Raw genomic sequence first — 17,011 nt, forward strand, 5'->3', positions numbered from 1 at the left:
CGTGAGGCCCCTTCTTCTGAAACTCGCAGAATTAGCGACGCAGACCCAGACGCTCGATCAGCGCAGAGTAACGTGCAACATCTTTACGTTTCAGGTAGTCGAGCAGTTTACGACGCTGAGAAACCATGCGCAGCAGACCACGACGGCTGTGGTGATCTTTTTTGTGCTCTGCAAAGTGACCCTGCAGGTGGTTGATCTGTGCAGTCAGCAGTGCAACCTGAACTTCAGTAGAACCGCTGTCGTTTTCGCCACGACCGAACTCAGAAACGATTTTTGCTTTAGCTTCAACGCTTAGAGACATTTTCGAACTCCAAAATTAAAAGAAAGAAAGGGTGCCGATCTCTAATTCAGCAACCCCTGATATAACGCTCGCAAATGTTAAAACACGTTGGCGAGTGTTAAGCGGCGATATTCTACTCGCAGCAGCCTTTTATCGCAAGGAAAGCGCTCAGACAGGGTATTCAACCACCAGACGACGAGGCGCCACGCGGCCTTCATCATCCATCTCACCCATACCAAGAAACTTCTCTTCAGCGCCTTCAGTAACGCGAACCAGCCCCTGCAGCGGCGCGCCCGATGTCCGCACCGGGTTACCGTTTTTAAAGTAGACGGCCGAGGTTTCCGGAATATTCACCAGCGGGTAATCCGAAGCCGGGCTGTCCATCGGCATCAGCAGCGGGTCCAGCAGCTGGGCTGCGGGAATATCCTGCGCATGTGCTTGTTCGACAAGCGCCTGCAGCTGCTCCAGCGTCACCATCCGTTCGACGGGATATTTACTGACAGCCAGGCGACGCAGGAAAATGACGTGCGCACCGCACCCGAGTTTCTCGCCTAAATCATCAATAATCGTGCGGATATAGGTGCCTTTCGAGCAGTGAATCTCCAGCTCGAGCTCCGTCCCCTCATGGCGAATAAACAGCAGCTCGTACACCGTAATCGGCCGGGATTCACGCGGTACTTCAATCCCCTGTCGGGCATATTCGTACAGCTTTTTCCCCTGGTATTTCAGCGCCGAATACATCGACGGTACCTGCTGGGTTTCGCCACGGAAGCCGTCGAGCGCTGCCGCCAGCTGCTCCGGGCTAAACGTCAGCGGACGCTCCTCCACCACCTGGCCATCGGCATCAGAGGTATCGGTGCGCTGGCCAAGCCTGGCAATCACGCGGTAGCGCTTGTCAGAATCGAGCAGATACTGGGAAAACTTTGTCGCTTCCCCGAGGCAAATCGGCAGCATACCGGTCGCCAGCGGATCCAGCGCCCCGGTGTGCCCTGCCCGATTAGCATTATAAAGCCGCTTAACTTTCTGCAGCACGTCGTTGCTGGATGCGCCCTGCGGTTTATCCAGCAACAGTACGCCATGCACGTCACGGCCGCGACGACGAGGACGACTCATTAGTCCTCCTTACTGTCGTCCGGGTTCACACGACGTTCATCGTCATGTTTTACCACGCTGGTCACCAGGTTCGACATGCGCATCCCTTCGACTAATGAATTGTCGTAGAAGAAGGTCAGTTCCGGCACGATACGCAGGCGCATCGCTTTGCCCAGCAACGAGCGGATAAAACCAGACGCTTCCTGTAAGGCCTTGATCCCCGCTTTCACTGCGGCTTCGTCTTTGTCGTTCAGGAAGGTCACAAACACTTTGGCATAGGCCAGGTCGCGGGACATTTCAACGCCTGAAACGGTCGTCATCATGCCCAGACGCGGGTCTTTAATTTCGCGCTGCAGGATGATTGCGATCTCTTTTTGCATCTCCTGGGCCACGCGCTGCGGGCGACCAAATTCTTTCGCCATAATAAATTCTCCAGACAAATAAGGGGGCCACGCGGCCCCCTTTAATTTTGTATAACCGGGTGGCGCTGCGCTTCCCCGGCCTACTAAACGATTAATCGATGGTACGTTGAATCTCGATGATTTCGAACACTTCGATCATATCGCCAACGCGAACGTCGTTGTAGTTCTTAACGCCGATACCACACTCCATACCGTTACGAACTTCGTTAACGTCATCTTTGAAGCGGCGCAGGGATTCCAGCTCGCCTTCATAGATAACCACGTTGTCGCGCAGGACGCGGATTGGGTTATGACGCTTGATCGTACCTTCGGTAACCATACAGCCTGCGATGGCGCCGAATTTCGGCGATTTGAACACATCACGGACTTCAGCCAGACCAATGATCTGCTGTTTCAGTTCCGGAGACAGCATGCCGCTCATCGCTGCTTTCACTTCGTCGATCAGATGGTAGATGACGGAGTAGTAGCGCAGATCCAGGCTTTCCGCGTCGATAACTTTACGTGCGGATGCATCAGCACGTACGTTGAAGCCAACCAGAATCGCGTTGGATGCGGCCGCCAGGGTCGCGTCGGTTTCGGTGATACCACCTACGCCGGAACCGATAATCTTCACTTTCACTTCGTCGGTAGACAGTTTCAGCAAGGAGTCGGAGATCGCTTCCACAGAGCCCTGCACGTCCGCTTTGAGGACGATGTTCACTTCGTGAACTTCGCCTTCGGTCATGTTGGCGAACATGTTCTCAAGCTTAGATTTCTGCTGACGAGCCAGTTTAACTTCACGGAATTTACCCTGACGATACAGCGCAACTTCACGTGCTTTTTTCTCGTCACGCACAACGGTCACTTCGTCACCGGCAGCCGGTACACCTGACAGGCCAAGGATTTCCACCGGAATGGACGGACCCGCTTCCAGCACTTCCTGACCCAGTTCGTTACGCATCGCACGAACGCGACCGTATTCGAAACCGCACAGGACGATGTCGCCTTTATGCAGCGTACCTTCGCGTACCAGAACGGTGGCAACCGGACCACGACCTTTATCGAGGAAAGATTCGATAACCGCGCCGCTCGCCATACCGTTGCGAACCGCTTTCAGCTCCAGAACTTCAGCCTGCAGCAGGATAGCATTCAGCAGATCGTCAATACCGGTACCGGCTTTAGCGGATACAGGGATGAACTGCGCTTCGCCACCCCACTCTTCCGGCATAACGCCGTACTGAGAGAGCTCGTTTTTAACGCGATCCAGGTCCGCTTCCGGCTTATCGATTTTGTTCACCGCAACCACCAGAGGTACCTGCGCCGCTTTCGCGTGCTGGATAGCTTCGATAGTCTGCGGCATTACGCCGTCGTCTGCCGCCACAACCAGAACCACGATATCCGTCGCCTGCGCACCACGAGCACGCATAGAGGTAAACGCGGCGTGACCCGGGGTATCCAGGAAGGTGATCATACCGTTGTCGGTTTCGACGTGGTACGCACCGATGTGCTGGGTAATGCCGCCCGCTTCGCCAGAGGCCACTTTCGTTGAACGAATGTAGTCCAGCAGAGAGGTTTTACCGTGGTCAACGTGACCCATGATGGTCACAACCGGTGCGCGCGGTTCAGCCGCAGCACCGGTGTCACGGTCGCTCATTACCGCTTCTTCCAGCTCGTTTTCACGACGCAGGATAACTTTGTGGCCCATCTCTTCGGCAACCAGCTGTGCGGTTTCCTGGTCGATGACCTGGTTAATCGTCGCCATGGCGCCCAGCTTCATCATCGCTTTGATGACCTGAGAACCTTTGATGGCCATCTTGTTGGCCAGATCGCCAACGGTGATGGTTTCGCCGATGATAACATCACGGTTAACCGCCTGAGCCGGCTTCTGGAAGCCTTGCTGCAGAGCAGAACCTTTACGATGCTTGCCACCTTTACCGCCGCGAACGGCCGCACGGGCTTCTTCACGATCGGCTTTCGATTCAGCGTGTTTGTTGCCTTTCTTAGCCGGACGCGCTGCTTTCGCATTACGTCCACGGCCGCGACCGCCTTCAACTTCACGATCGTTATCGTCTTCAGCCTGACGCGCATGCTGAGAAGTCGTTACGTGATAGTCAGTGGTCTCTTCAGGGGTTTCTGGCGCTTCAGTCCAGTTCTTTTCATTTTCTTGAGCCATACGGCGTGCTTCTTCCGCTACACGGCGCGCTTCTTCTTCAAGTTTGCGGCGTGCTTCTTCTTCCGATTTGCGCTTCAGCTCCGCAGCTTCGTTTTCGCGGCGTTGCTTTTCAGCCTGGGCGGTTTTGGTCATATCGTCGGTTTGTTGATTGCTCACTTTGTCTTTTTCCGCGGCTTCACGTTTCGCTTTATCGGCGAGTTCACGTTTCGCTTGTTCTGCGGCCTCACGTTCAGCTTTTAATTGCGCCTCGCGTTTGGCAGCTTCTTCTGCCTCACGACGGGCTTGCTCTTCCGCTTCACGCTGCGCCTGCTCTTCCGCGGCAAGGCGTTCGGCCTCTTGCGGATCGCGTTTCACAAAGGTGCGTTTCTTGCGGACTTCGATTTGTACCGACTTACTCTTTCCACCGGTACCCGGAATATTTAACGTGCTGCGCGTTTTGCGCTGCAGCGTCAGCTTGTCGGGCGCTGAGCCGTGTTCACGGTTCAGGTGCGTCAACAAGGTTTGCTTCTCTTGCGCGGTCACAGAATCATCAGCCGATTTGCGGATCCCTGCATCAGCAAATTGCTGTATCAGGCGATCCACAGAGGTCTGAATCTCTGAGGCCAGCGCTTTAATGGTCACATCTGTCATGCTGTTCCTTCCTGCTACAGTTTATTACGCTTCGTCGCCGAACCAACAAATATTACGAGCGGCCATGATAAGTTCTCCGGCTTTCTCGTCGGTCAAGCCTTCGATATCAGCCAGATCATCAATGCCCTGCTCGGCGAGATCTTCCAGCGTACAAACACCACGGGCGGCCAGGGTGAATGCCAGAGCGCGATCCAAACCTTCCAGATTCAACAGATCGTCGGCAGGTTTGCTGTCACCCAGGCTCTCTTCTTTGGCCAGCGCCAGCGTGGTCAGCGCGTTTTTCGCCCGCTCACGAAGTGCTTCAACGGTCGCTTCATCCAGACCGTCAATTTCCAGCAGTTCTTTCATTGGCACATAGGCCAGCTCTTCCAGAGTGGCGAAACCTTCTTCAACCAGCAGCGTGGCGAAATCTTCATCAATATCAAGATATTTAGTGAAGGTATCAATCGCTGCATGGGCTTCAGCCTGATGCTTAGCCTGGAGGTCATCAACGGTCATGACGTTGAGTTCCCAGCCGCTCAGCTGAGACGCCAGACGGACGTTCTGACCGTTACGGCCAATGGCCTGCGCCAGGTTGCCCGCTTCTACTGCGATATCCATGGTGTGCTTGTCTTCATCTACCACGATAGATGCGACGTCAGCCGGAGCCATGGCGTTAATGACAAACTGCGCCGGGTTATCGTCCCACAGCACGATATCGATACGCTCGCCGCCCAGCTCAGTCGAGACTGCCTGAACGCGCGCGCCGCGCATACCGACGCAGGCGCCAACCGGATCGATGCGCTTGTCGTTGGTTTTAACCGCGATTTTGGCACGAGAGCCAGGATCGCGAGCCGCCGCTTTAATTTCGAGAACTTCTTCACCGATTTCCGGAACTTCAATGCGGAACAGTTCAACCAGCATTTCCGGCTTGGAGCGAGTCACGAACAGCTGCGCGCCACGCGCTTCCGGACGAACTGCGTACAGTACGCCGCGGATACGGTCACCCGGACGGAAGTTCTCACGCGGCAGCATGTCTTCGCGCAGGATCACGGCTTCAGCGTTGTTGCCCAGATCCAGCGTAATATTGTCGCGGTTCACTTTCTTCACTACGCCCGTGATGATTTCACCTTCGTGCTCACGGAACTGATCGACGACCATTGCGCGTTCGGCTTCACGTACTTTTTGTACGATAACCTGCTTCGCGGTCTGCGTAGTGATACGGTCAAAGGTGACAGACTCAATCTGGTCTTCGACGTAATCGCCAGGATTCATGCTTTCATCTTCGAAACGCGCAGCTTCCAGCGTGATTTCGCGAGTCGGCTGGGTCACTTCTTCAACAACCAGCCAACGACGGAATGTGTCGAAATCACCGCTTTTACGATCGATTTCTACGCGAACGTCGATCTCTTGCTCATATTTTTTCTTGGTAGCCGTTGCTAGCGCACTTTCCAACGCTTCGAAAATTTTCTCACGCGGCAGCGCCTTTTCGTTGGAAACGGCTTCAACAACAGCCAAAATTTCTTTGTTCATCGGGGCCTTTCACCTCAATCCAGACTGTTAAAAGTGGGGAACCAGGTTCGCCTTCTGGATGTTACTCAGCGCGAACACTTCATCTTTGCCTTCGACGGTTACCGTGATCATCTCACCGTCTACCGCTTTGATAAGGCCCTGCCATTTGCGTCGGTTCTGTACCGCCATGCGCAAAACCAGCGAAACTTCTTCGCCGATGAAACGCTCATAGTGCTCGGCGGTAAACATAGGACGATCGAGACCTGGAGAAGAAACTTCCAGGTTATAAGCGACTGTAATCGGGTCTTCTACGTCCATAACAGCACTGACCTGGTGGCTCACATCAGCACAATCATCAACATTGATGCCATCTTCACTATCAATATAGATGCGCAGTGTGGACGTGCGACCGCGAATAAATTCGATGCCGACCAGCTCAAAGCCAAGCGCTTCAACTGGCGCTGTGAGCATCTCTGTTAATTTTTGCTCTAATGTGGACAAACCCACCCCCAAGACATAAAAAAAGGGCGTATAGCCCAGTTATTCTGAAGTCAGATAACAAAAAACCCCGATAAATCGGGGCTTTAGATAACTGAACCCTGAGATCGCAACTGCGATCTGGAACACTTTCCAGAAGAATTCTTTCAAATTCGTCTACGAAGGACCCGGTCCTCACAGTATATTTGAAAAAGTACTTAATGGGAAAGTGGTTGCGGGGGCCGGATTTGAACCGACGACCTTCGGGTTATGAGCCCGACGAGCTACCAGGCTGCTCCACCCCGCGCCTGAAACGTGGCATATTTTACTCGTTTTGAGTAAAAGACGCAAATACTGCTGGGATTTGGTACCGAGAGACGGGACATAAAATCGTAGTGAATTGTATTGATACTTCATATATTTTGTCAACATGAATTTCACATTGCCAGGTTTCGGTTCATGCTGGTATTTCTGGGTTTTTTGGCAAAAAGCGGCTCAGCCTCTTCCTGTCGCCAGCAAAAGATGATTAAATGAAAACTCACAATTAATGCATAAACATGCAATAAAGATTGTTGAGTCAAACTCACCACAGTCTATCTAGCAGGGTTTTATTTTATGACGACGATTCTCAAGCATCTCCCGGTTGGCCAACGTATTGGTATTGCTTTTTCTGGTGGGCTGGATACCAGCGCCGCGCTGCTGTGGATGCGTAAAAAGGGAGCAGTCCCTTATGCATATACCGCCAATCTGGGACAGCCAGACGAAGACGATTACGAGGCCATTCCTCGTCGTGCCAAAGAGTATGGTGCTGAAGGGGCTCGTCTGATCGACTGCCGTAAGCAGCTGGTTGCGGAAGGCATTGCCGCGATCCAGTGCGGCGCATTTCATAACACCACCGGCGGGTTGACCTACTTTAATACTACGCCGCTGGGCCGCGCAGTGACCGGTACCATGCTGGTCGCCGCAATGAAGGAAGACGGTGTTAACATCTGGGGCGACGGGAGTACCTATAAAGGCAACGATATCGAACGTTTCTATCGTTACGGCCTGCTGACCAACGCTGAGCTGAAAATTTACAAACCGTGGCTGGATAGCGACTTTATCGACGAGTTAGGCGGCCGCCAGGAGATGTCAGAGTTTATGATCTCCTGCGGGTTTGACTATAAAATGTCCGTTGAAAAAGCCTACTCAACCGACTCCAATATGCTGGGCGCGACGCACGAAGCTAAAGATCTTGAATTCCTGAACTCCAGCGTCAAGATTGTGAACCCGATTATGGGCGTCAAGTTCTGGGATGAAAGCGTCAAAATCCCTGCGGAAGAAGTCACCGTTCGCTTTGAACAGGGCCATCCGGTTGCGCTGAACGGGCAGACCTTTAGCGATGACGTTGAACTGATGCTGGAGGCTAACCGCATCGGCGGCCGTCATGGTCTGGGTATGAGCGATCAGATCGAAAACCGTATCATCGAAGCAAAGAGCCGCGGCATCTATGAAGCCCCGGGAATGGCGCTGCTGCATATTGCCTATGAGCGTCTGCTGACCGGTATTCATAACGAAGATACCATTGAGCAATACCACGCGCACGGTCGTCAGCTGGGTCGTCTGCTGTATCAAGGGCGCTGGTTCGATTCCCAGGCGCTGATGCTGCGCGACGGACTGCAGCGCTGGGTAGCAAGCCAAATTACCGGCGAAGTGACGCTTGAACTGCGTCGCGGCAACGACTACTCCATCCTGAATACCGTCTCTGATAATCTGACCTATAAAGCAGAGCGTCTGACGATGGAAAAAGGTGACTCGATGTTCTCCGCTGAGGATCGTATCGGCCAGCTGACAATGCGCAACCTGGATATCACCGATACTCGCGATAAGCTGTTTGGCTACGCGCAGTCTGGACTGCTAACCGCGTCTTCCGCAACTGGCCTGCCGCAGGTGGAAAACCTCGAAAATAAAGCGAAGTAACGCTCCAGAGAAATTCGCAAAGGCCGCTAACGCGGCCTTTTTTATGCAGAAAAATCCCGAACCCAACCGGAGTGACATATCTGCCGCTGATGCAGCTGCTCAACTTTTTCGGGACGAAAAAAAAGACGCTTTTCAGCGTCTTTCTTCAGGAAATTGGTACCGAGGATGGGACTCGAACCCACAAGCCCGTTAGGGCACTACCACCTCAAGGTAGCGTGTCTACCAATTCCACCACCTCGGTACGGATACTGCTTATCAGTGCGGGATGTCGCTGCTCGGCTGCGCCGGCGCGGTCGGCTGAGTTTGCTCAGTTTTCGGCGCGCTCAGGTTATCCCACTCACTTCCTTTATTGGTCTTGTTGCTGTTGATATTGCCCAGCGCCAGACTGATGATGAAGAACAGCGCAGCCAGGATACCAGTCATACGGGTCATGAAGTTACCTGAACCGCTGGATCCAAACAGAGTGCCGGAAGCGCCTGCTCCGAAGGAGGCTCCCATATCAGCGCCTTTACCTTGCTGCAGCATAATCAGACCCACAAGGCCAATTGCCACAATAAGGAAAACAACTAAAAGAGCTTCGTACATAATCAACCTGTTCCTTGCGGATTTGCCGCATACCAAGTGCTTCGACCAATAAAGCGGGACGTTTTAACGTTTCCCACTGAAGCGGGTGTGAATACTAACCAAAGCGAATGACCTTCGCAAGGGCAATTTCAGCGCATTGTATCAAGTGCGGAAAAAAACAGCAAAAAGCGATTTTTTGTCGATTAAAAAGGCGGCAAGCGTCGCCTTTTTAATCACTTAGCAAGAGAGATTAAACGCTTTTTACGGCATCGGCGATACGGTGGGCAAATTCGTGCACCTGCTCTTCGTGCTCACCTTCCACCATAACGCGAATCAGCGGCTCTGTGCCTGATTTACGCAGCAGTACGCGCCCCCGATTGCCCAGCGCCGCTTCTACTTCCGCGGTTACTGCTTTTACATACTCATGTTCCAGCGGGTTGCCGCTACCTTCAGTAAAGCGAACGTTAACCAGAAGCTGCGGGAACATTTTCATTCCGCTGCACAGGTCGTGCAGGCTCATATGGTTACGCACCATCGCCGCCACCACCTGCAGGCTGGCGACAATTCCATCCCCCGTCGTGGTTTTATCCAGTAAGATCACATGACCGGAGTTTTCTGCGCCAATGCGCCAGCCTTTCTCCTGCAGCTTCTCCAGCACATAGCGGTCGCCCACCTTCGCGCGAACGAAAGGAATGCCCAGCTGTTTAAGCGCCAGTTCAAGGCCCATGTTGCTCATGAGCGTCCCGACGGCGCCGCCCCGCAGCTGCCCCTGGCGTAGCCCCTCACGGGCAATGATATAGAGGATCTGGTCACCGTCGACTTTGTTGCCTTCGTGGTCCACCATGATGACCCGATCGCCATCGCCATCGTAGGCAATACCCAGGTCGGCTTTCTCCGCCAGCACGCGCGCCTGCAGAGCACGAACGTCCGTCGCCCCGACCTCTTCATTGATGTTGAGGCCATCAGGCTCACAGCCCATCGCTATAACCTGAGCGCCCAGCTCGCGGAAAACATTCGGCGCAATATGATAAGTCGCCCCGTGAGCGCAATCGACTACCACCTTCAAAGCATTGAGGCTCAGCTCGTTCGGAAAGGTGCCTTTGCAAAACTCGATATAGCGACCGGCGGCGTCGACGATACGACTGGCTTTACCCAGCTCGGCGGAATCCACGCAGGTCAGCTCTTTTTCCATTTCGGCTTCAATGGCTTCTTCTACCTCATCCGGAAGCTTGGTACCTTCGATAGAGAAGAATTTGATGCCGTTGTCATAAAACGGATTATGTGAAGCGGAAATCACAATCCCGGCTTCCGCGCGGAAGGTGCGCGTCAGATAGGCAATTGCCGGCGTTGGCATCGGGCCGGTAAAAGAAGCGGATAATCCCGCGGCGGCCAGTCCAGCCTCCAGCGCGGACTCCAGCATATACCCTGAAATACGGGTATCTTTACCAATAATAATCTTCCGTGAACCGTGGCGTGCCAGCACCTTACCCGCCGCCCAGCCCAGCTTTAATACAAATTCTGGCGTTATTGGCGCATCGCCTACGCGGCCACGAATACCATCCGTACCAAAATATTTGCGGTTACTCATAACGTTTATTTTCCTTAGCGGCCAGGGTAGCTTCCACCACGCGCAGCGCTTCTACCGTTTCTTTGACATCATGGACGCGAATAATCTGCGCGCCCTGCATTGCAGCAATGACTGCGCAAGCCAGGCTGCCATTCAGGCGTTCCGTCGGCCCGACATTCAGCAACTGACCTACCATCGACTTACGTGACATGCCTACCAGCAGCGGAAGACCAAAATGATGGAATCCCCCAAGTCGGGCAAGCAGTTCATAATTATGAGAAAGATTTTTACCGAAACCAAATCCCGGGTCGAGCAACAATTTATCTTTTGCGATACCGGCCCGTTCGCAACGCACAATATGTTCGATAAAAAAGCGCTCAACGTCAGCAAACACGTCCGCGTACTTCGGGGCATCCTGCATTGTCTTCGGCTGACCCTGCATATGCATCAGGCACACCGGCAAGCCCGTTTCAGCCGCCGCCTCCAGCGCTCCCGGTTCGGTCAGCGAGCGGATATCATTGATGATATGCGCGCCAACACGCGCTGACTCGCGGATCACCTCCGGCTTTGAGGTATCAACGGAAATCCAGACTTCAAAGCGCTGGGCAATCGCTTCTACCGTCGGAATGACTCGCGCCAGCTCTTCCTCGACGCTGACATCTGCCGCCCCCGGACGCGTCGATTCCCCACCGATATCAATGATAGTCGCCCCGGCATTGATCATCAGATTGGCATGCTTCACGGCTTCGACCAGCGTGTTGTGGGTCCCGCCATCAGAGAACGAATCCGGGGTAACGTTAAGAATACCCATCACATGTGGGTGAGAGAGATCGAGGGTTGAGCCCTGGGCTACAAGTTTCATCGCTAAATCCCTGAGTCAGAGAAAGATTGAAAAAGAAAAACCCCGGAGCAAACGCTCAGGGGTTTTAGAAAAGTACAACAGCATCAATAACGGCTAACTTATTTGTCGCCCAGCTGTTCTGACATCGTATTACCCGGGTTTGGCGTACGCGGTTCATCGACCGGACGCGGCGCACGAGGCGTGCCATTGTTGTCAGAATTATTGGACGAGCCCGGTTCTTCCCAGCCAGCTGGCGGGCGAACATCGCGGCGAGCCATCAGGTCATCAATCTGCGGGGCGTCGATGGTCTCATATTTCATGAGCGCGTCTTTCATCGCGTGCAGGATGTCCATATTATCGTTCAGAAGCTGGCGTGCACGATTGTAGTTACGCTCAATCAGTGACTTCACTTCCTGGTCGATGATACGCGCCGTTTCATCGGACATATGCTTCGCTTTCGCAACGCTGCGGCCAAGGAATACTTCACCTTCTTCTTCGGCATACAGCAGCGGGCCGAGTTTGTCAGAGAAGCCCCACTGGGTCACCATGTTACGCGCCAGGTTGGTCGCGACTTTAATGTCGTTCGACGCACCGGTAGAAACATGCTCTACGCCGTAGATAATCTCTTCCGCCAGACGACCGCCGTAAAGGGTAGAAATCTGGCTTTCCAGCTTCTGACGGCTGGCGCTGATCGCGTCGCCTTCAGGCAGGAAGAAGGTGACACCCAGCGCGCGACCGCGCGGAATAATCGTCACTTTGTGCACCGGGTCGTGTTCCGGCACCAGGCGACCAATAATTGCGTGACCGGCTTCGTGATACGCGGTGGACTCTTTCTGCGCTTCCGTCATCACCATGGAGCGACGTTCCGCACCCATCATGATTTTGTCTTTCGCTTTCTCGAATTCAACCATCGATACAACGCGCTTGTTGCCACGAGCGGCAAACAGCGCAGCTTCGTTCACCAGGTTTGCCAGGTCAGCACCGGAGAAGCCAGGCGTACCGCGGGCGATAATTGCCGCGTCGATATCCGGCGCCAGCGGTACGCGACGCATATGCACTTTCAGAATCTGTTCGCGACCGCGGACATCCGGCAGACCGACCACAACCTGACGGTCAAAGCGGCCTGGACGCAGCAGCGCAGGGTCAAGAACGTCCGGACGGTTGGTTGCTGCGATAACGATGATACCTTCGTTACCCTCGAAGCCGTCCATCTCTACCAGCATCTGGTTCAGCGTCTGCTCACGTTCATCGTGACCACCGCCCAGGCCAGCGCCACGCTGACGGCCGACGGCGTCGATTTCATCGATAAAGATGATGCACGGAGCCGCTTTCTTGGCTTGTTCAAACATGTCGCGCACGCGGGATGCACCCACACCGACGAACATTTCAACGAAGTCAGAACCGGAAATCGTAAAGAACGGTACCTTTGCTTCACCCGCGATGGCTTTTGCCAGCAAGGTTTTACCGGTACCCGGAGGGCCGACCATCAGGACGCCTTTCGGGATTTTACCGCCCAGCTTCTGGAAACGGCTCGGCTCGCGCAGGTATTCAACCAGTTCACCGACTTCTTCTTTCGCTTCGTCACAACCGGCGACGTCGGCAAAAGTGGTTTTGATCTGGTCTTCCGTTAGCATACGCGCCTTGCTCTTACCGAACGACATGGCGCCTTTGCCACCGCCGCCCTGCATCTGGCGCATAAAGAAGATCCAGACGCCGATAAGAAGCAGCATCGGGAACCAGGAGATGAAGATAGAAGCCAGCAGGCTCGGCTCTTCTGGCGGCTCACCTACCACCTTGACGTTTTTAGTCAGAAGGTTATCAAGCAGCTTAGGATCGTTCACCGGGATGTAGGTCGTGTAACGGTTACTATCTTTCTTGGTAACGTTTATCTCACGTCCGTTGATACGCGCTTCGCGAACCTGGTCCTGATTGACCTCCTGCAGGAAGGTAGAATAATCCACCTTGCGGCCATTCGACTCGCTGGGCCCAAAGCTCTGGAATACTGACATCAGCACAACGGCAATGACCAGCCAGAGTATTAGGTTTTTCGCCATGTCACTCAAGGGATTAACCTCATATTACAACTGTGTTAAAAACAGCGTCAGGATACTCTATATCCAGCGTCTTTCAAACTTTCGTTTGAAATCTGCCGGTTATGGTTTACGCCCGGTCGCTACAATATACACTTCACGCGAACGGGCGCGAGAAGAGTCCGGCTTACGAACTTTGACCTTCGTAAACAGGGAGCGAATCTCTCTTAGATACTCATCGAAGCCTTCGCCCTGGAACACCTTCACTACAAAACTACCACCTGGCGCTAATACATCACGAGCCATTCCAAGCGCCAGTTCCACCAGATACATGGCCCGGGGAATATCCACCGCCGGTGTTCCACACATATTTGGCGCCATATCGGACATGACAACTTGTACTTTACTGTCACCTACACGCTCAAGTAACGCTTTCAGGACTAATTCATCACGAAAGTCGCCCTGAAGGAAGTCCACACCAACGATTGGATCCATAGGTAAAAGATCGCAAGCAATGATGCGGCCGCTGTTACCGATCTGCGTAACCGCGTATTGCGACCAGCCACCGGGTGCAGCGCCGAGGTCAACTATCGTCATCCCCGGTTTAAAAATCTTGTCACTTTGCTGTATTTCATCAAGTTTAAACCAGGCACGGGAACGTAACCCCTTTTTCTGTGCCTGCTGAACATATTTATCGCTAAAGTGTTCCTGAAGCCAACGACTTGAGCTGGCAGAACGCTTTTTACCTGTCATTTAACATTCCCATTTCGGGTTCATCGTACTTCGCGACGTAAAAATCGACGCGGTAGTTTGGCGATATATGGGAGATGGCGGTAGAATGAACCGTTTTCAATCCCAACGTAAGCAAAAAAATACGATGAATCTGAGTACTAAACAAAAACAGCACCTGAAAGGTCTGGCACATCCGCTCAAGCCGGTAGTTATGCTTGGCAACAATGGTTTGACCGAAGGGGTACTGGCCGAGATTGAACAAGCGTTAGAGCACCATGAACTTATCAAGGTGAAGATCGCCTCGGAAGATCGCGAAACTAAAACCTTGATCGTGGAAGCTATCGTGCGCGAAACCGGCGCCTGTAATGTACAGGTCATCGGTAAAACGCTGGTTCTGTACCGCCCGACTAAAGAGCGTAAAATCTCGCTGCCACGCTAAGAATATCCTGGTTATCGACACAACTTTGTGTAAATCGAGGGTTTTCTGCGGGTAGACGAGCAAAATGCCATGCTCCGGACGCTGATAAAAGGCCGCTACGCGGCCTTTTTCCTTTCTTTACAATCCATCAACATCGTAGCGTTAAATTCGAATTAAAGGTACTCAACCTTAAGAATTTCGAATTCGACTTCCCCGCCCGGTGTACGGATAACCACCACATCGTCCTGCTCTTTACCGATTAAACCACGTGCAATCGGTGAGTTTACAGAAATCAGATTTTGCTTAAAATCGGCCTCGTCATCGCCAACGATACGATAAGTTTGCTCTTCATCCGTATCGAGATTCAGAACGCTGACCGTCGAACCAAAAATCACCCGGCCATTGTTGGGCATTTTGGTGATATCGATGACCTGCGCGTTCGACAGCTTCGCTTCGATATCCTTAATGCGACCTTCACAGAAGCCCTGCTGTTCACGGGCAGCATGATACTCAGCATTTTCTTTCAGATCGCCGTGCTCGCGGGCCTCAGCGATGGCCGCGATGATTTCAGGACGACGTACGGACTTCAGAAAATCCAGTTCTTCGCGCAGTTTTTCAGCGCCACGTAAGGTCATCGGAATAGCTTGCATTTGTTATACCTCTTTTTCATTCCTTCATGGAGCAGACAACGCCGCTCCGCAGCCGGTCAAGACTTGAGCAGGGCCGGAGCAAAAGAAAACCGACCCGGAAAGTCATCCCCAGGCCAGCAGCAATTTTCAATTTGATACGTATTTTACCCTGAAGTTCACTATGGGTCATCGTTTACTTTACAGGGCGATGCACCGTAGTATGACGGACTGGTTTCAGGTTGTTAGCGCGAGATTATGCGATTTTCCAGATTTATCATCGGATTGACTGCCGGTATAGCGCTTAGCGCTCAGGCGGCGAATATTGACGAGTACATCAATCAGCTTCCTGCGGGCGCAAACCTTGCCTTTATGGCGCAGAAGGTGGGATCCCCGACGCCGGAGATAGACTACCATAGCCAGCAGATGGCGCTCCCCGCCAGCACCCAAAAAGTGATAACCGCGCTTGCTGCGCTGCTGCAGCTGGGTCCGGACTTCCGCTTCACCACGACGCTGGAAACGAAAGGCAGCCTCGATGGCGGCGTCCTGAAAGGCGACCTCATTGCGCGCTTTGGCGGCGATCCTACCCTCAGGCGTCAGGATATTCGTAATATGGTGGCCACGCTGAAGAAAGCAGGCGTCCAGCGAATTGAAGGTAATGTGCTGATCGATACCTCCATCTTCGCCAGCCATGACAAAGCGCCTGGCTGGCCATGGAACGATATGACGCAGTGCTTTAGCGCCCCGCCGGCGGCGGCGATTGTCGATCGGAACTGCTTCTCCATCTCGCTCTATAGCGCGCAAAAGCCGGGCGATCTGGCGTTTATTCGCGTGGCGTCTTACTACCCGGTGACCATGTTCAGCCAGGTGCGTACGCTGCCCCGGGGCTCTTCTGAAGCGCAGTACTGTGAGCTTGACGTGGTTCCCGGCGATCTGAACCGTTACACCCTGACCGGCTGTCTGCCGCAGCGCAGCGAGCCGCTGCCGCTGGCTTTTGCCATTCAGGATGGCGCCAGCTACGCCGGTGCGATTCTGAAAGCTGAGCTGACCGACGCCGACATCACCTGGAGCGGCACGCTGCTGCGCCAGACGCTGGCAAACGATCCGGGTACCGTCCTGGCAAGTACACAATCTGCGCCGCTGCACGATCTGCTGCGTATTATGCTGAAAAAATCGGACAACATGATCGCCGATACGGTATTCCGCACCATTGGGCACGCTCGCTTCAACGTACCGGGTACCTGGCGAGCCGGTTCCGATGCGGTACGGCAGATCTTACGTCAGCAGGCCGGCGTCGATCTCGGGAATACCATCATTGCCGATGGCTCAGGTCTGTCGCGCCATAACCTCATCGCACCCGCGACGATGATGCAGGTGCTGCAGTACATCGCCCAGCACGATCATGAACTCAACTTTATCTCGATGCTGCCTCTGGCCGGCCATGATGGTTCTCTGCAGTACCGCGCAGGCCTGCATCAGGCGGGTGTCGATGGCAAAGTCTCGGCGAAAACGGGTTCACTGCAGGGGGTGTATAACCTGGCCGGTTTCATCACGACGGCCAGCGGGCAGAAGATGGCGTTCGTGCAATACCTTTCTGGCTACGCGGTGCCTCCGGCCGACCAGCGTAATCGCCGCATTCCACTGGTGCGGTTCGAAAGCCGATTGTACAAAGACCTCTATCAGAACAACTAAAGCAAAAGGGCCGCATCATTGGCGGCCCTTTTCGTTTG

At 53.7% G+C, this 17,011-nt stretch carries 15 protein-coding genes and 2 tRNA genes; 3 read left to right on the top strand and 14 right to left on the bottom strand.

Features of this window, described 5'->3' with window-relative positions; genetic code table 11:
- Nucleotides 1-31: 31 nt before the first annotated feature.
- From rpsO to CDA56_RS11995, 7 genes are all read right to left on the bottom strand, one after another.
- Nucleotides 32-301, bottom strand: a complete 270-nt coding sequence (gene rpsO, locus CDA56_RS11965; RefSeq protein WP_002918244.1) for a 30S ribosomal protein S15 — start codon at nt 299-301, stop codon at nt 32-34.
- Nucleotides 302-448: 147 nt separating this feature from the next.
- On the bottom strand, nt 449-1,393 hold the full coding sequence (gene truB, locus CDA56_RS11970) for a tRNA pseudouridine(55) synthase TruB (RefSeq protein WP_014839629.1): 945 nt from the start codon (nt 1,391-1,393) through the stop codon (nt 449-451).
- Nucleotides 1,393-1,794 carry a 30S ribosome-binding factor RbfA gene (rbfA, locus tag CDA56_RS11975; RefSeq protein WP_004106092.1) on the bottom strand — a complete coding sequence of 134 codons (402 nt, stop codon included), beginning with the start codon at nt 1,792-1,794 and terminating at the stop codon, nt 1,393-1,395. The genes truB and rbfA overlap by 1 nt, the downstream gene beginning before the upstream one ends.
- 91 nt (nt 1,795-1,885) lie before the next feature.
- A complete protein-coding gene (gene infB, locus CDA56_RS11980; RefSeq protein ID WP_064378043.1) occupies nt 1,886-4,576 on the bottom strand; it encodes a translation initiation factor IF-2 in 2,691 nt (896 codons plus the stop codon).
- Nucleotides 4,577-4,600: 24 nt separating this feature from the next.
- On the bottom strand, nt 4,601-6,088 hold the full coding sequence (nusA, locus tag CDA56_RS11985; RefSeq protein ID WP_004854539.1) for a transcription termination factor NusA: 1,488 nt from the start codon (nt 6,086-6,088) through the stop codon (nt 4,601-4,603).
- A gap of 27 nt (nt 6,089-6,115) precedes the next feature.
- Nucleotides 6,116-6,568, bottom strand: a complete 453-nt coding sequence (rimP, locus tag CDA56_RS11990) for a ribosome maturation factor RimP (RefSeq protein WP_004125659.1) — start codon at nt 6,566-6,568, stop codon at nt 6,116-6,118.
- A 206-nt stretch (nt 6,569-6,774) separates the two neighbouring features.
- Nucleotides 6,775-6,851: transfer RNA gene (locus tag CDA56_RS11995), tRNA-Met, on the bottom strand.
- Between the two features lie 308 nt (nt 6,852-7,159).
- On the opposite strand from CDA56_RS11995, the gene argG reads away from it, so the two are divergent.
- A complete protein-coding gene (argG, locus tag CDA56_RS12000; RefSeq protein WP_004106101.1) occupies nt 7,160-8,503 on the top strand; it encodes an argininosuccinate synthase in 1,344 nt (447 codons plus the stop codon).
- Between the two features lie 154 nt (nt 8,504-8,657).
- On the opposite strand, the gene CDA56_RS12005 is transcribed toward argG, so the two are convergent.
- From CDA56_RS12005 to rlmE, 6 genes are all read right to left on the bottom strand, one after another.
- Nucleotides 8,658-8,744: transfer RNA gene (locus CDA56_RS12005), tRNA-Leu, on the bottom strand.
- A gap of 14 nt (nt 8,745-8,758) precedes the next feature.
- Complete coding sequence (secG, locus tag CDA56_RS12010) at nt 8,759-9,088, bottom strand: preprotein translocase subunit SecG (RefSeq protein ID WP_004106103.1); 330 nt, start codon at nt 9,086-9,088, stop codon at nt 8,759-8,761.
- Nucleotides 9,089-9,317: 229 nt separating this feature from the next.
- Complete coding sequence (gene glmM / locus CDA56_RS12015) at nt 9,318-10,655, bottom strand: phosphoglucosamine mutase (RefSeq protein ID WP_103814287.1); 1,338 nt, start codon at nt 10,653-10,655, stop codon at nt 9,318-9,320.
- The gene (gene folP / locus CDA56_RS12020) at nt 10,648-11,496 is read right to left on the bottom strand and encodes a dihydropteroate synthase (RefSeq protein WP_025108148.1); all 849 of its coding nucleotides are present in this window, start codon (nt 11,494-11,496) and stop codon (nt 10,648-10,650) included. The genes glmM and folP overlap by 8 nt, the downstream gene beginning before the upstream one ends.
- A gap of 98 nt (nt 11,497-11,594) precedes the next feature.
- Nucleotides 11,595-13,529 (bottom strand): ATP-dependent zinc metalloprotease FtsH, encoded by a 1,935-nt coding sequence (gene ftsH, locus CDA56_RS12025; RefSeq protein ID WP_004854549.1) that lies wholly within the window; start codon nt 13,527-13,529, stop codon nt 11,595-11,597.
- 99 nt (nt 13,530-13,628) lie between these two features.
- Complete coding sequence (gene rlmE, locus CDA56_RS12030; protein WP_004106110.1) at nt 13,629-14,258, bottom strand: 23S rRNA (uridine(2552)-2'-O)-methyltransferase RlmE; 630 nt, start codon at nt 14,256-14,258, stop codon at nt 13,629-13,631.
- 124 nt (nt 14,259-14,382) lie between these two features.
- Between rlmE and yhbY the strand changes: the two genes are divergently transcribed.
- Complete coding sequence (gene yhbY / locus CDA56_RS12040) at nt 14,383-14,676, top strand: ribosome assembly RNA-binding protein YhbY (protein ID WP_004139797.1); 294 nt, start codon at nt 14,383-14,385, stop codon at nt 14,674-14,676.
- A 152-nt stretch (nt 14,677-14,828) separates the two neighbouring features.
- On the opposite strand, the gene greA is transcribed toward yhbY, so the two are convergent.
- Nucleotides 14,829-15,305, bottom strand: coding sequence for a transcription elongation factor GreA (gene greA, locus CDA56_RS12045; protein ID WP_004854554.1), 477 nt, complete (start codon nt 15,303-15,305; stop codon nt 14,829-14,831).
- A gap of 234 nt (nt 15,306-15,539) precedes the next feature.
- Here greA and dacB point away from each other — a divergent pair, with 234 nt between their 5' ends.
- A complete protein-coding gene (gene dacB, locus CDA56_RS12050; RefSeq protein WP_103814289.1) occupies nt 15,540-16,973 on the top strand; it encodes a serine-type D-Ala-D-Ala carboxypeptidase in 1,434 nt (477 codons plus the stop codon).
- The last annotated feature ends 38 nt before the right edge of the window (nt 16,974-17,011 follow it).

The organism is Klebsiella michiganensis, assembly GCF_002925905.1.
Taxonomy (GTDB): Bacteria; Pseudomonadota; Gammaproteobacteria; order Enterobacterales; family Enterobacteriaceae; genus Klebsiella; species Klebsiella michiganensis.

Coding starts and splice junctions, on each gene's coding strand:
- rlmE (WP_004106110.1), bottom strand. CDS start 14,258: ATGACAGGTAAAAAGCGTTCTGCCAGCTCAAGTCGTTGGCTTCAGGAA.
- truB (WP_014839629.1), bottom strand. CDS start 1,393: ATGAGTCGTCCTCGTCGTCGCGGCCGTGACGTGCATGGCGTACTGTTG.
- secG (WP_004106103.1), bottom strand. CDS start 9,088: ATGTACGAAGCTCTTTTAGTTGTTTTCCTTATTGTGGCAATTGGCCTT.
- folP (WP_025108148.1), bottom strand. CDS start 11,496: ATGAAACTTGTAGCCCAGGGCTCAACCCTCGATCTCTCTCACCCACAT.
- dacB (WP_103814289.1), top strand. CDS start 15,540: ATGCGATTTTCCAGATTTATCATCGGATTGACTGCCGGTATAGCGCTT.
- glmM (WP_103814287.1), bottom strand. CDS start 10,655: ATGAGTAACCGCAAATATTTTGGTACGGATGGTATTCGTGGCCGCGTA.
- nusA (WP_004854539.1), bottom strand. CDS start 6,088: ATGAACAAAGAAATTTTGGCTGTTGTTGAAGCCGTTTCCAACGAAAAG.
- rpsO (WP_002918244.1), bottom strand. CDS start 301: ATGTCTCTAAGCGTTGAAGCTAAAGCAAAAATCGTTTCTGAGTTCGGT.
- infB (WP_064378043.1), bottom strand. CDS start 4,576: ATGACAGATGTGACCATTAAAGCGCTGGCCTCAGAGATTCAGACCTCT.
- ftsH (WP_004854549.1), bottom strand. CDS start 13,529: ATGGCGAAAAACCTAATACTCTGGCTGGTCATTGCCGTTGTGCTGATG.
- argG (WP_004106101.1), top strand. CDS start 7,160: ATGACGACGATTCTCAAGCATCTCCCGGTTGGCCAACGTATTGGTATT.
- yhbY (WP_004139797.1), top strand. CDS start 14,383: ATGAATCTGAGTACTAAACAAAAACAGCACCTGAAAGGTCTGGCACAT.
- greA (WP_004854554.1), bottom strand. CDS start 15,305: ATGCAAGCTATTCCGATGACCTTACGTGGCGCTGAAAAACTGCGCGAA.
- rbfA (WP_004106092.1), bottom strand. CDS start 1,794: ATGGCGAAAGAATTTGGTCGCCCGCAGCGCGTGGCCCAGGAGATGCAA.